This is a genomic window from Aminobacter anthyllidis (assembly GCF_018555685.1).
GTDB lineage: Bacteria > Pseudomonadota > Alphaproteobacteria > Rhizobiales > Rhizobiaceae > Aminobacter > Aminobacter anthyllidis.
The window spans coordinates 533621-547202 of record NZ_JAFLWW010000004.1 but is presented as its reverse complement, the minus strand read 5'-3'; the positions used below and the strand labels follow the sequence as shown (position 1 = coordinate 547202).

The window sequence follows — 13582 nt, the reverse complement described above, 5'->3', positions numbered from 1 at the left end:
CTGTCAGCACTCGGGCAGGTTGACGGCGAGGCCGCCAAGGCTGGTCTCCTTGAACTTGGAACTCATTTCCTCGCCGGTCTGTCGCATCGCCTCGATGCAGTTGTCGAGCGGCATGAAATGTGTGCCGTCGCCGCGCAACGCCAGCGAGGCGGCTGCCACAGCCTTGGTCGCACCGATGCCATTGCGCTCGATGCACGGTACCTGCACCAGCCCGCCGACGGGATCGCAGGTCATGCCGAGATGATGCTCCAGCGCGATCTCAGCGGCGTTTTCGACCTGCTCCGGGGTTCCGCCCAGAACGGCGCAAAGGCCTGCCGCCGCCATCGCCGCTGCCGAACCGACCTCGCCTTGGCAGCCTGCCTCGGCACCCGATATCGAAGCGTTGTGCTTGATCAATCCGCCGATCGCCGCGGCCGTCAGCAGAAAATCCTGGACCTTGGCCCGGCTGGCGCCGGTGCAATGGTCGAGATAGTAGCGCAGGACGGCTGGAACGACCCCGGCAGCGCCATTGGTCGGTGCCGTCACCACCTTGCCGCCGGCGGCATTTTCCTCGTTGACCGCCATGGCATAGACGCTGAGCCAGTCCGCGACGACATGCGGCTGGCTCGAATTGGCGCCGCGTTCATTGACGAGCTGGTCGCGTATTTTCTTGGCACGGCGGCGCACCCGCAGCCCGCCCGGCAATTCGCCATCCTGCGCAAGCCCGCGCGCGATACAGCCATCCATCACCGCCCAGATGCGCTCGATCCCGGCTTCGACCTCTGCCGCCGGGAGCGAGGCGGCTTCGTTGGCGCGCTTCATCGCGGCGATCGACAGCCCGCTTTCGCGCGCCATGCGCAACATCGTTGCCGCATTTTCGAACGGAAAAGGCCAGGCCGCGGTCTCGCCGGCAACCGCTGTCATGGGTGCTTCGCGTTCGGCCGCGGTGACGACGAAACCGCCGCCGATGGAATAGTAGGTTTCGCTGAGCAGAAGCCTTGCCTGCGCATCGAACGCTTGGAACACCAAACCGTTGGCATGGCCCGGCAAGGCCGGGCCATAGTCAAAGACGATGTCCGTGGCGGGATCGAAATCCAGCGCAGGCAGGCCCAGCGGCCGCAGCATCTTGTCCTTGTGCAGTTCTGCAAGCTGCCGCTCGGCCGCATCCGGATCGAGTTCGGCGGGAAGATAGCCAAGCAAGCCGAGCGCCACCGCCCGATCGGTGGCGTGGCCCTTGCCAGTGAAAGCAAGCGAACCGTGCAGCACCACCTTCAGCCTTGCCGCACCCTGTGCGGCATCCGCCTGCCGCAGCAAGTCGAGAAACCGCACCGCAGCCGTCATTGGCCCCATTGTATGGGACGACGATGGGCCGATGCCGATCTTGAACACGTCGAAAACGCTGAGGAACATGCGCGGCCTCATGGGAATCGCAGGGGGCGCGCCGGGCGCGATTGCGCCCTGCACGCTGGTGGAAAGAGCTACTGGTAGATCGGGAAACGCTGGCAGAGGCCCCGCACTTCGGCGAGAACCGCCTGCTCGACGGCCGCGTCGCCTTCCGCGCCGTTGGATGCCAGTGCGTCGATGACCTTCAAGACCAGCTCACCGATGCGGTGGAACTCTGCCGCGCCAAAGCCGCGCGTTGTTCCCGCCGCGGTGCCGAGCCGTACGCCCGATGTGACGGCCGGCTTTTCGGGATCGAAGGGGATCGAATTCTTGTTGCAGGTGAGGCCCGCACGCTCCAGGGCATGCTCGGCGTCGCGGCCCTTGACGCCCTTCGGCCTGAGGTCGACCAGCACCATGTGGCAGTCGGTGCCGCCCGAGACGATGTCGAGACCCCCGGCCAGCAGCGTCTCGCACAGCACCTTGGCATTGTTGACGACATTGGCCGCATAGTCGCGGAAGTCGGGTCGCAAAGCCTCGCCGAAAGCCACAGCCTTGGCGGCAACGACATGCATCAGCGGGCCGCCCTGGTTGCCGGGGAACACCGCCGAATTGAACTTCTTGGCCAGAGCCTCGTCATTTGTCAGGATCATGCCGCCGCGCGGCCCCCGCAGGGTCTTGTGCGTGGTGGTGGTGACAACGTGAGCATGCGGCAACGGATCGGGATAGAGCCCGGTGGCAATGAGGCCGGCATAATGCGCCATGTCGACCATCAGATAGGCTCCAACCTCGTCGGCGATGCTGCGAAACGCGGCGAAATCGATGGCGCGCGGATAGGCCGAGGCGCCGGCGATGATCAGCTTCGGCCTGGTTGCCAATGCCTTGGCGCGGACGTCTTCATAGTCGATATGCTGGTCCGACTGGCGCACTTCGTAGCTGACGATGTCGAACCATTTCCCCGACATGGTCACCGGCGAGCCATGTGTCAGGTGGCCGCCATGAGCCAGTGACATGCCCATCACCCGGTCGCCGGGGTTGAGCAGCGCCAGCAATATCGCCTGGTTGGCCTGTGCGCCCGAATGCGGCTGGACATTGGCAAACCCAGCACCAAACAGCTGCTTGGCGCGTTCGATGGCGAGCGTCTCGATCTCGTCAACGAACGCGCAGCCGCCATAGTAGCGCTTGCCCGGATAGCCCTCGGCATATTTGTTGGTCAGCACCGATCCTTGGGCTGCCAGCACATCGGCGGAGACGATGTTTTCCGAGGCGATCAGTTCGATCTGGTTCTTCTGCCGGTCGAGCTCGCGCTCGATGGCCGCGGCAACGACCGCGTCGCCAGGCATGTTGGTGTTCAGCATGATGTCCTCCCTTGGGACCTGTTGGATGTCGAGTACAATTACACTGGCCAACAGATCGCCGCCGTGGCCGGCGGATGACCGCCAGCCCCCGCTGCGAGCCGCGAGCTCGCACAGCGATCAGTTGAACGTTGTCAGGTGGTGTGCGTTTTGCGGACTTCGCTGCTGCGAACCGAGGCGGCCCGACGCGCCCTGGCCAGCCAGGCGACGGCAGCCAAAGCCGTCACGATTCTGGACCAGAAAGCAGGGGCGCTCGGTTTCAAGCTCCGGCTCTCCGTCCCGGATGTATCGGAACCGTCACGACGATCAACGACCATCCAGCCAACACCGCGTGCGAAAGGCATTTGTGGTCTCCTCCGACCAATTTGCGTCAACCGGGCACCGGACACAGGTCAGGTGCCGGCCTGACCCCATCGAGAGCCAGGCCGGGACAGCCTGCTACTCGGCGGCCTCCGCGTAGTCTTCCATCGGCGGACAGGTGCAGACCAGGTTTCGGTCGCCGAACGCATTGTCGACGCGATTGACGGGCGGCCAGTACTTGTCGACGCGGAACGCCCCGGGCGGGAAGCAGCCCTGCTCGCGGGAATATGGCCGTTCCCATTCGCCAACCAGATCCTCGACCGTGTGCGGCGCGTTCTTCAGCGGGTTGTTGTCGCGGTCAATCGCACCATCTTCGATGGCTTGCGCTTCGGCACGGATCGCAAGCATCGCGGTGATGAAGCGGTCGAGCTCGGCCTTCGGCTCGGACTCGGTCGGTTCGATCATCAGCGTGCCGGGAACCGGCCAGCTCATCGTCGGTGCGTGAAAACCGCAATCCATCAGCCGCTTGGCGACATCCTCTACACTGACGCCCGAGGTTTCCTTGAGCGCGCGGGTGTCGATGATGCACTCATGAGCCACCCGTCCGGTCGGCGCGGTGTAGAGAATCGGATAGGCCCCCTCCAATCGCTTGGCGATGTAGTTGGCGTTCAGGATCGCTATCTTGCTCGCCTGCGTCAGCCCGGCACCACCCATCAGTAGGCAGTAGGCCCAGGAAATGGTCAGGATCGAGGGCGAGCCATAGGGCGCTGCCGAAACGGGGCCCGCGTGCCCACCTGTCTCGGGATGCCCCGGCAGGTGTGGGATCAGGTGGTGCTTGACGCCGATCGGACCCATACCGGGCCCGCCGCCGCCATGAGGAATGCAGAAGGTCTTGTGCAGGTTGAGATGCGAGACGTCGCCACCGATCTCGCCTGGGGCCACCAGCCCGACCATGGCGTTCATGTTGGCGCCGTCGATGTAGACCTGGCCCCCATGCTCGTGGGTGATGTCGCACACCTCGCGCACGGATTCTTCAAAGACGCCGTGCGTCGAAGGATACGTGATCATGCAGGCGGCAAGGTTTGCGCTATGCTCGCGCGCCTTGGCCCTGAAGTCCTCGATGTCGATGTCGCCGTTTTCCGCCGACCTGACCGGCACGACGCGCCAACCCACCATCTGGGCGGAGGCTGGATTGGTGCCGTGGGCCGACGTCGGGATCAAGCAGACATCCCGGTGTCCCTGGCCACGCGCAAGGTGATATCCACGGATCGCCAGCAGCCCGGCATATTCGCCTTGTGCGCCGGAGTTGGGCTGCATCGAAACGGCATCATAGCCGGTGACATCGCACAGCATGTTCGAGAGATCGGCGATCATCTCGGCATAACCTTGCGCTTGGTCGAGCGGAGCGAACGGATGCAGGTTGGCGAATTCCGGCCAGGTGACCGGGATCATTTCCACCGTCGCGTTGAGCTTCATCGTGCACGAGCCAAGCGGGATCATCGCCCGGTCGAGCGCCAGATCGCGATCCGCAAGACGCCGCATGTAGCGGGTCATTTCGGCTTCGGCCCGGTTCATGTGGAAGATCGGATGCATGAGATAGTTGCTCTCGCGCATCAGTGCTTCGGGCAGCCGGTATTCGCGGATCTTGGTGCTGTCGTCCTTCATGTTGCCGCCGAAGGCCCGCCATACCGCCTCGATGGTCTCAGGCCGGGTCAGTTCGTCGAGACTGATGCCGACGCGGTCGGTCGAGATTTTGCGAAGGTTGACGTTGTTGGCGACGGCCGCATTGAGAATGACGCCCTGCATGGCACCGACTTCGACCGTGATCGTGTCGAAGAAGGCCTCCGGCGAAACCTTGAAGCCCAGTTCCTCCAGCCCCTTGGCGAGCCGAACCGTTTTGCGATGGATGCTTTGGGCGATCGCCTGCAAGCCCTCCGGGCCGTGGAAAATAGCGTACATCGCCGCCATGACCGCCAGCAACGCTTGCGCGGTGCAGACATTCGAATTGGCCTTCTCGCGGCGAATATGCTGCTCGCGCGTCTGCAATGTCAGCCGGTAGGCGCGGTTTCCACGCGCGTCGATCGACACGCCGATGATGCGGCCGGGCATGGCCCGCACGAACTCCTGGCGGCAGGCCATGTATGCGGCGTGGGGGCCGCCGTAGCCGATCGGCACGCCGAAGCGCTGGGTCGAACCGACCGCGATGTCGGCGCCCATTTCGCCCGGGGCCTTCAGCAGCGTCAGGGCCAGCGGATCGGCAGCCACGACGGCGATTGCGCTCGCCTTGTGCAGTTCTTGGATGACCCCGGTCAGATCGCGCACATGGCCGTACGTGCCCGGATACTGGAAGATCGCTCCGAAGACGTTTTCCGAAACCATGTCATCGGGGTCGCCCACGATGACCTTGATATCGAGCGGCTGAGCGCGCGTCTGGATCACCGCGATGGTCTGGGGATGACAATTCTCGTCGACGAAAAACGCCGTGGCTTTCGATTTCGCGCCTCGTTTTGCCATGGTCATCGCCTCGGCCGCGGCAGTTGCCTCGTCCAGCAAAGACGCATTGGCGATATCGAGGCCGGTCAAGTCGGAGATCATCGTCTGGAAGTTCAACAACGCCTCGAGCCGACCTTGTGAAATCTCGGGCTGGTAAGGTGTGTAGGCCGTGTACCAGGCCGGGTTCTCCAGAATGTTGCGCAAGATCACAGGCGGCGTGGTCGTGCCGTAGTAGCCCTGCCCGATCAGCGAGGTCAGCACGTGGTTCTTGCCCGCCACCTGGCGCATGTGATGCAGTGCGTCCCGCTCGGAAAGTGCCGGGCCAAAGGCCAGCGGCTTGCTGCGCCGGATCGCCGAGGGAATGGTCTCTTCGATCAGTGCGTCGACGCTCGGCAGGCCGAGCGTTTCAAGCATTGCCGCCATTTCGGAAGGCGACGGCCCGATATGGCGTCGGTTGGCAAAATCATAGGGTTCGTACTGTGTCAGTTTGAGCGACATGGGACCCTCCTCACGCGATCAGCGCGGCATAGGCATCTGCATCCATCAGGCCATCGAGTTCGGCGACGTCGGCAAGCTTGATCTTGTAGAGCCAGCCGGTTGCCTCCGGATCGTCATTGAGGATCGAAGTCACATCGACCACTGCCTGGTTGGTCTGGATGACCTCACCCGCCACCGGCGCGTAGATCGGGCTCGCGGCCTTGACGCTCTCGATCACTCCGATCTCGTCCGATTTGGCGAAACGCTCGCCTGCCGCCCTCAACTCGACGAAGACGACGTCGCCAAGCTGGTCGGCGGCGTGTCTGGTGATGCCCACCACCGCGTGATCGCCGGTGACTCGAACCCATTCGTGGTCGTCGGTGTAAAAGGTGCTCATCATGGCTCTCCCTAGCGCTTGTAGTTGTGCGGAACGAACGGCAGCGACACGACCCTGGCCGGAACGGGGTTGCCGCGAATGACAAGGCTGACTGGCGTGTCCGGGGCGGCATGCGACGCCAGCACGTATCCGAGCGACACTGGCCCACCCACCGTCGGCCCAAAACCTCCCGATGTCACCTCACCGATGACCGCTCCAACAGCATCGACGATCTGCGTGGACTGGCGGGCCGGTGCGCGCCCTTCCGGCAACAGACCGACCAGCTTTCGTGCCGGGCCCGACGCCAGTTCGCGCAGGATACGTTCCTCTCCGGGAAACCCGCCCTCCTCGCGCCGTCGTTTCTGGATCGCCCAATTGAGCTGAGCCTCGATCGGCGATGTCCGCGTGTCGATATCGTTGCCGTAAAGGCAAAGCCCGGCTTCCAGGCGAAGGCTGTCGCGGGCGCCCAGGCCGGCAGGCTCGCAGTCCTCGTGGGCGAGTAGCGCGCGGGCCACTTTCTCCGCCTCGCTGGCCGGCATCGAGATCTCGTAGCCGTCCTCGCCGGTATAGCCCAGGCGCGAGATGCGGCAGGGAATGCCTGCCAGGTCGGCCTTGGCCGTCTCCATGAAGCGCAGGTGTGCCGCAGCCGGCGCCAGTGACGCGACCACCGCCTCAGCCTTCGGTCCCTGGACCGCCACCAGCGCCAGATCGGAGCGCTCGACAACCCTGATCCCGGCGAGGTTGTCGCGCATATGGGCGATATCCTGATCGCGCATCGCTGCGTTGACCACCACAAACAGGTGGTCGCCGGCATTGGAGACGATCAGGTCGTCGAGAATGCTGCCATTCTGATTGGTGAACATGGTGTAGCGCGCCTTTCCTGGCGCAAGCCCAACCATGGCGCTCGGCACCAGCCGCTCCAACTCGGCTGCCGCTAACTCCCCGTGCAGTTCGACCTGCCCCATATGCGAGACGTCAAACAGCGCGGCTTTGGTGCGGCACGCATTGTGTTCGGCGATAATGCCAGCTGGATATTGGACCGGCATCGCCCAGCCGGCGAAGTCGACGATCTTGCCGCCGAGCTCGACATGCAGGTCGTGGAGCGGTGTTCGTTTCGGCTGTCCCGTCATCGCCATGCTCCCTTTGTGTTGGCGTTGCCGAGCTGAGCCAGTCGCGCGGCACGCAATGCGGCGAAGCCTTCGTCGGCGTGGTAGGACGAGCGCGTCATCGGCGTGGCCGCGACGGTCAGGAACCCCTTGGCCTTGGCGACGGTCTCGATGCTGCGGAACTCGTCAGGTGTGACAAACCGGTCGATCGGATGATGCCGCGGCGTCGGCTGCAAATACTGGCCCACCGTGAGGAAGTCGGTTCCGGCGGTTCTCAAATCGTCCATGACCTGCGCCACTTCCGCGATGCTCTCGCCAAGGCCGACCATCAGCCCCGACTTGGTGAAAATGGACGGACCGGCTCTTTTCACGTCATCGAGCAGCCTGAGGCTCTGATAATAGCGCGCGCCAGGGCGAACCGTCTGGTAGAGCCGCGGCACCGTCTCGAGATTGTGATTGAACACATCTGGCTTCGCGGCCGCGACCTCCTGCCAGGCATCGCCCTTGCGCAGAAAGTCCGGCGTCAGCACTTCAATCGTGGTTTCGGGGCACAACCCTCTGACAGCCCGGATGGTGGCTGCGATGTGTCCAGCACCTCCGTCGATCAAGTCGTCGCGGTCGACGGAGGTGATCACGACGTGACGCAAGCCAAGCCTTGCAACCGCAGCCGCCACACGCATCGGCTCACCGGGGTCGAGTGCGTTCGGCCTGCCGGTAGCGACATTGCAGAAGGCGCAGCCACGCGTGCAGATCTCGCCCATGATCATCATGGTCGCGTGCTTTTTCGACCAGCACTCTCCGATATTCGGACATGCGGCCTCTTCGCAGACGGTGGACACCGCCGCTTCCCGCATGATGCGCCGGGTCTCGAAATACACCGGCGACGTGACCGCCGCCCTGCGGATCCAGTTCGGCTTGCGTGGAACCCTGCTCGGTTCGCGCAGTGCCTTTTCGGGATGGCGAACTCGCTTCTGCGCGGTCCCAGTGGAACCGGATGCCTCAACGAAAGGATCGACCTTTCCAGGCGACGTTCCAGACATCTTTGCGATCCTGTTTCGTTGGACGTCGAGCAACCTCAGCCGCCGGGACGAAGCGCGGGATTGGCAGCACGCGCCGCGAAGATGAAGCCAAGCAGGTTCAACAGCACCTGCGCGGCCAGGATCTGTGTCGATCCGGACTGGTCGTAGTCGGGCGCGACCTCGACCAGGTCGATGCCGACGATGTCGTGTTCCCGCGCCACTGCCTGAAGTAGTTCCAGCACATCGTAATACTGAAATCCGCCATGGCTCGGTGTGCCCGTGCCGGGCGCGATCGAAGGGCAAAAGGCGTCGATGTCGATCGTCACGTAGACACGCGCGCCGCCCGGGATACGCTCGGCGACTCCCTTGGGGCCGAGCGCGCGCGCCTGGCGAACCGACAGGATGTCCGATCCCATTTCGCGGGCCGCATCATAGCCTTCCTTGGCGGTTGACGAGACATTGCGGATGCCTACCTGCGTCAAGCCGGTCACGTAGTCCTTTTCGGCGGCGCGACGCATCGGGCTGCCATGACCGAAGCGAACACCATGCCGCTCGTCGACAAAGTCGAGATGGGCATCGATCTGCAGCACGTGGATCGGACCGCGTCCTTCGAAGGCATCGATGCATGGGATATTGATCGAATGGTCTCCGCCGAGGACGACGGGAAGTGCGCCGGCAGCCAGGATTTTCTGCACGCCATGCTTGATGTTGGCGTGGCTCTTGACCGTATCGGTGTGGATGATGTCGGCGTCGCCAATGTCGACGATGCGAACATCGCCGCCGAGATAGGTGGCGTCGTCCTCATGATCGTATGCTCCGGCATGGCCGAACGAAAACAGGGTCGAGGCTTCACGTATCGAACGCGGGCCGAAACGCGCGCCGGAACGCCATTGTGTTCCAAAATCGAACGGCGCGCCAAGCACCGCGACATCGGCATTGATGGCGTCCCAATTCTGAATGTATGGGCGCTTGCCGAAAGTCGCGATGCCGACGAATGGCAGGTCGAGCCTACCGCTTTCATATCCATGTGCCATTGGACGCTCCTTGCCAGTGTCTGGAAAGAGCAAGCCATGCCAACGTCATGTTGAAAAGCTGAATTCAGTGGCCTTCACATCGACGGATTCGATATGAAGCAACTAGTTGGCTTCGCCGCGCATCGACCCTTGCTGGAGTAGCTCGCGCTGGAACAGCCGCTGCAGCGGCGATTGGTCAGCACTCCCATTCGTCGCGACCACGAACAGCGAGGCAATGCGTGTATCGGGCGAAAGGATCGGCCGCATCAGGTCGCGTTCCACCCAGTGGCGCGCAAAGTGCTCGGGTAGGTATCCGATCAGCTCGCCGCTCAGTATGAAGGCGGCCTGTGCCTCCATGTTCGACGCCAGTGCCCTGATCCTCGCATTGGGAAAATGCACCAGCTCGCGGCTGCGCGCATAAGGCCGGACTACGAAGTTCGATGCCTCGGCCTCGGCGATTGATGGCTTCGTGCCAAAAAGCCCATGGCTGCGGCCGCAATAGAGCGAGTGCAGCTCTTCATGGAAAACGACCTGCTCGAATCCCGCGACCGCGTCGACCTGGGGTGCGACCACGATATCGACGCCACCATTGGCGAGCTCGACGAACAGCGTTTCCGGAGCGGCGACCGTCAGCAGGATTTCGACCTCGGGCGAGCGGCGCATGCAGTTGCCAATGACCACAGACAGTGAAAGGTTTTCGTCCGTGATCGTATTGTCGACCACCCCTACCCGCAGCGTTCCAACCAACTGATGGCGGAGCGCGCCAAGCGCGCCCTCGAAGCTCGACAGCGACGCGGCAAGCGGTTTCGACGCATCGTAGACTGCGCGCCCTCGTTCGGTCAGTTCGAAGCCACGGCGTCCACGCCGGCAAAGTTCAAAGCCAAGCCGCTCCTCGAGCGACTTCAGATGGAAGCTGACTGTGGACTGGCTCATGCCCAACGCGAGTTGCGCGCCCATGAAACCGGCATGATCGACAAGCGCGCGAAACACGGTCAGCGCCCTGATGTCTCCTGGTGAAATCCGCATCGGCACGCCTTCCCGCAAAGCTTGGCAACTACCGGACGAGACTACTGGGCCGAATCGGTTGGATCAATATCATCGATATGAAGACCAGATTTCCCAATTTCTTAAGAATGTGTACTCTTGTCGGAACTGTCGCCAATTGACTAGCGCCATGGCAAGGCGAAGCCGTCTCGCGTGAGACGGGGTGCTGTGGGTGCTCTACTGGGCAGCGGCTAAAATCGACAACTACCACCAGGTCGCGCCATCGATAGCGAGCTGGACGGCCAGTCGACATTGCCGAATGCAGCCAGCGGCGCACCGATGGTGTCAGCAGCGGGGCCGTATCCGGACGGTCTGTTCTTCAGAACCGCTGGGCGGTAAGCTGCAGTCCCGCTTCGCGGTCCTCGGGCGAAGTTTACCTTGTCAGCTCATTACCCCGTTGGCGGACGACGGTGACAGCCCCAAAGCTGCCACTCGTCCGCATCGAGCCCTCTTGAAGCCGTATCACGAAGTTGTTCGGTTTTAGTCGGTCGAGGGCCGACGGGCGCCTGTTAGGCGGTCGGGACAGTGCCTCCGTCGATCACGTGCTCTGTACCGGTGATGGACGACGCTCGGTCGGAAGCGAGGAACGCGATGAGGTCCGCAACCTCCCCAGGAGCAGCCGGTCGCCCGAGCGGGATGCCGCCGAGTGTATCCATGATCACCTGCACCGCTTCCTCGTAACCAATGCCGGACTGTTCGGCTATGCGCAGCGCCAGACCGTTCTTGCCCGGATCGGCGATCCAGCCAGGAGACACCCGCACGACGCGGACGCCTTTCGGCGAGATCTCCTTGGAAAGGCTCTTGCTGTAGGTGTTAAGCGCGGCCTTGGCAGAGGCGTAGCCGGTCGTTGCCTGGGGCAGTGGCATTCGACCCTGGATTGAGGTCACATGAATGACGACGCCTTTTCCCTGTGCCAGCATGCTGGGGATGAGAGCACGATCCAGCCTGACCGCCGGGAAGAAGTTCAAGTTGAACTCCTTATCCCATTCGCCATCATCCAGTGTTGCGAAGCCGCCGGAGGGCGCGGAGGAGCCGCCCAGGACATTGACGAGAATATCGAGCCCGCCCAGTTCCCGCTGGACTGCATCCACGATCGTCGCAACACCATCCCTGGTGGTGAGATCCGCAGCGACGAATGCAGCGCCAGCGAAGTCTGCGGGCTTGGTACGCGCGGTCGTCAACACGCGCGCCCCAAGCTCTTGAAAGAGCGCCACGGTCGCGGCGCCGGCTCCCATCGTGCCGCCGGTGATCAAGGCACGGCGGCCCTCAAGCGTCAGGAAGGGGCTCATACCGTGATCTCCAGATGGGCGATCTTGTCGCCCTTGAGAACGAAGAAGTACCGCAGATCGACGGGGCTTCCGGGGAAGTCGCCGGACACATGCCCCGTCACCTGGGTCTTTCCGTTCTCGGTGGTGATGAGAAGGGGCTCAGTCAGGGTGTACGAGTACTTCTGATCGGTCTCGACCTTCCAACGCCGGATGGATTCTCGGCCGACGCGGACTTCGCCCGCGTCCCGGACGACGGCATCGTCGGTGAAGGCAGCGGCGACGGCGTCGGGGCTGCGGGCATTGTCGGCGTCGAAGTAGGCTTGGATGCTCGGTGGCAACTTGATCGTCATCTTGCTTCTCCTGTGGTTCCCCAGGCCCTTCTCGCTTGGGGTCCAGCGCATGTGCGGCTGGCAGGATATAATCTATGGCTCGACGAATGATCCGATAACTGGGATAGATAGGGACGAGGAATTGCGAAAAGCAGGACAATGACGAGAGATATCCTATCGGACATCGATGCTGTGATCAGCATCGCCCGGCATGGATCGTTTCGCGCCGCGGCACTTGATCTCGGCATGTCGACGACCGCCCTGAGCAATGCCATCGCCAAGTTGGAGCAGCGCTTGGGCATTCGGCTCTTCAATCGGACGACACGGAGCGTGTCCCTCACCGACGCGGGGAGGACCTTCGTCGAACGAGTCGGCCCGGCGATGACGGATATCCACGATGCCCTGTTGGCCGCGCAGTCGCTGCAGCAGACACCGTCCGGCACGCTCCGCATCAACGCATTTGCGTCGGCAGCGCGTGAAGTGCTGGCGCCCCTCCTGCTTCCGTTTTTGCGGCGTTACCCGCAGGTTCACATCGATCTGGTGACCGAAGGAAAGCTCGTCGACATCGTCGCCGCCGGCTTCGACATTGGTCTGAGGCCAGTCGACCTCGTGCCCATCGACATGATCGCCGTGCCCCTCGGCCTGCATCGACAGCACGCGGTCGTGGCGTCACCGGAGTTTCTAGCCATACACGGCAAACCGAACGTGCCGACCGACCTCTATCGCTTCCGCTGCCTCCGCGCGCGTCTTCCAAACCACGCCTTGTTCCGATGGCGTTTCGTGAAAGACGGCGACGCCGTCCAGATAGATGTCCAGGGCTCGCTCACCCTGGATGAGCCGAGCCTCGTTCGGATTGCCGCTCAGAATGGCGTCGGGCTCGGTTATCTCATGGAAGCCGAGGTCCGAGAGGACATCGCCGCCGGCAGACTGGTTCAGGTTTTGGGAGATTGGACACCCAGCCTACCGCCGCTGGCGCTGTACTACCCAGGCCGAAAGAATCCGCCCGCCGCCTTCACCGCGTTCATCCAGGCCGCTCGTGAGTTTGCTTCTTCCGCGAGATAGGCCTCAGCGCACATTCCCCGTTACCATCTGCACGAGACCTGTCGTTGCGAGACATCCTGAAAAATTCGGCACGACAGCTTCTTGATGGTGGTCTGCAACAAAACCGATCAGTCTGCCTTCCACTCCAGACGAGTCCTACCGTCTGCCTGTGAGCGAAACGCCTGGTTCAGGCAGAATGGGGCCGCAACCGGATGGGCAGCTCCTGGCCTCAAAAATTCGATAGCAGTCATCCAGCATGGCCAGACTGACGTCGCGACCTGACCCATTGGCGTTCTAGCGTTGCGAATGGCAGCAATGCGCCGCAAAGCTGGCCGGCAGACTATGCATGGCTGCTGGTCCCGGTGAGCATCATGAATGCGATCCCGATCTAGCCCTCTAGCC

11 protein-coding genes are annotated in these 13582 nt (G+C 63.0%); 1 reads left to right on the top strand and 10 read right to left on the bottom strand.

All coding sequences use genetic code 11. The features are described from left to right. Positions 1-3: 3 nt before the first annotated feature. From J1C56_RS16385 to J1C56_RS16340, 10 genes are all read right to left on the bottom strand, one after another. Positions 4-1389, bottom strand: a complete 1386-nt coding sequence (locus tag J1C56_RS16385; protein ID WP_214391112.1) for an L-serine ammonia-lyase — start codon at positions 1387-1389, stop codon at positions 4-6. A gap of 68 nt (positions 1390-1457) precedes the next feature. Continuing rightward, positions 1458-2717, bottom strand: a complete 1260-nt coding sequence (gene glyA, locus J1C56_RS16380; RefSeq protein WP_214391111.1) for a serine hydroxymethyltransferase — start codon at positions 2715-2717, stop codon at positions 1458-1460. A 435-nt stretch (positions 2718-3152) separates the two neighbouring features. After that, entirely contained in the window at positions 3153-6005 is a 2853-nt protein-coding gene (gene gcvP, locus J1C56_RS16375; protein ID WP_214391110.1) for an aminomethyl-transferring glycine dehydrogenase, read from the bottom strand. 10 nt (positions 6006-6015) lie between these two features. After that, positions 6016-6381, bottom strand: a complete 366-nt coding sequence (gcvH, locus tag J1C56_RS16370) for a glycine cleavage system protein GcvH (protein ID WP_214391109.1) — start codon at positions 6379-6381, stop codon at positions 6016-6018. 11 nt (positions 6382-6392) lie between these two features. Further along, entirely contained in the window at positions 6393-7496 is a 1104-nt protein-coding gene (gene gcvT, locus J1C56_RS16365) for a glycine cleavage system aminomethyltransferase GcvT (RefSeq protein WP_214391108.1), read from the bottom strand. Beyond that, entirely contained in the window at positions 7487-8506 is a 1020-nt protein-coding gene (gene lipA, locus J1C56_RS16360; RefSeq protein WP_214391107.1) for a lipoyl synthase, read from the bottom strand. Before lipA ends, gcvT begins: the two co-directional genes overlap by 10 nt. Before the next feature lie 35 nt (positions 8507-8541). Further along, positions 8542-9519, bottom strand: coding sequence for an agmatinase (speB, locus tag J1C56_RS16355; RefSeq protein WP_214391106.1), 978 nt, complete (start codon positions 9517-9519; stop codon positions 8542-8544). A 102-nt stretch (positions 9520-9621) separates the two neighbouring features. Continuing rightward, positions 9622-10524 carry a LysR family transcriptional regulator gene (locus tag J1C56_RS16350; protein ID WP_214391105.1) on the bottom strand — a complete coding sequence of 301 codons (903 nt, stop codon included), beginning with the start codon at positions 10522-10524 and terminating at the stop codon, positions 9622-9624. Positions 10525-11051: 527 nt separating this feature from the next. Next, a complete protein-coding gene (locus J1C56_RS16345; protein ID WP_214391104.1) occupies positions 11052-11831 on the bottom strand; it encodes an SDR family oxidoreductase in 780 nt (259 codons plus the stop codon). After that, a complete protein-coding gene (locus J1C56_RS16340) occupies positions 11828-12160 on the bottom strand; it encodes a nuclear transport factor 2 family protein (RefSeq protein WP_214391103.1) in 333 nt (110 codons plus the stop codon). Before J1C56_RS16340 ends, J1C56_RS16345 begins: the two co-directional genes overlap by 4 nt. A 138-nt stretch (positions 12161-12298) precedes the next feature. Here J1C56_RS16340 and J1C56_RS16335 point away from each other — a divergent pair, with 138 nt between their 5' ends. After that, a complete protein-coding gene (locus tag J1C56_RS16335; protein WP_214391102.1) occupies positions 12299-13201 on the top strand; it encodes a LysR family transcriptional regulator in 903 nt (300 codons plus the stop codon). The last annotated feature ends 381 nt before the right edge of the window (positions 13202-13582 follow it).

Excerpts from the sequence above, each read along its gene's own strand:
- J1C56_RS16385 (WP_214391112.1), bottom strand. The coding sequence starts at position 1,389 with ATGTTCCTCAGCGTTTTCGACGTGTTCAAGATCGGCATCGGCCCATCG.
- glyA (WP_214391111.1), bottom strand. The coding sequence starts at position 2,717 with ATGCTGAACACCAACATGCCTGGCGACGCGGTCGTTGCCGCGGCCATC.
- gcvP (WP_214391110.1), bottom strand. The coding sequence starts at position 6,005 with ATGTCGCTCAAACTGACACAGTACGAACCCTATGATTTTGCCAACCGA.
- gcvH (WP_214391109.1), bottom strand. The coding sequence starts at position 6,381 with ATGAGCACCTTTTACACCGACGACCACGAATGGGTTCGAGTCACCGGC.
- gcvT (WP_214391108.1), bottom strand. The coding sequence starts at position 7,496 with ATGGCGATGACGGGACAGCCGAAACGAACACCGCTCCACGACCTGCAT.
- lipA (WP_214391107.1), bottom strand. The coding sequence starts at position 8,506 with ATGTCTGGAACGTCGCCTGGAAAGGTCGATCCTTTCGTTGAGGCATCC.
- speB (WP_214391106.1), bottom strand. The coding sequence starts at position 9,519 with ATGGCACATGGATATGAAAGCGGTAGGCTCGACCTGCCATTCGTCGGC.
- J1C56_RS16350 (WP_214391105.1), bottom strand. The coding sequence starts at position 10,524 with ATGCGGATTTCACCAGGAGACATCAGGGCGCTGACCGTGTTTCGCGCG.
- J1C56_RS16345 (WP_214391104.1), bottom strand. The coding sequence starts at position 11,831 with ATGAGCCCCTTCCTGACGCTTGAGGGCCGCCGTGCCTTGATCACCGGC.
- J1C56_RS16340 (WP_214391103.1), bottom strand. The coding sequence starts at position 12,160 with ATGACGATCAAGTTGCCACCGAGCATCCAAGCCTACTTCGACGCCGAC.
- J1C56_RS16335 (WP_214391102.1), top strand. The coding sequence starts at position 12,299 with ATGACGAGAGATATCCTATCGGACATCGATGCTGTGATCAGCATCGCC.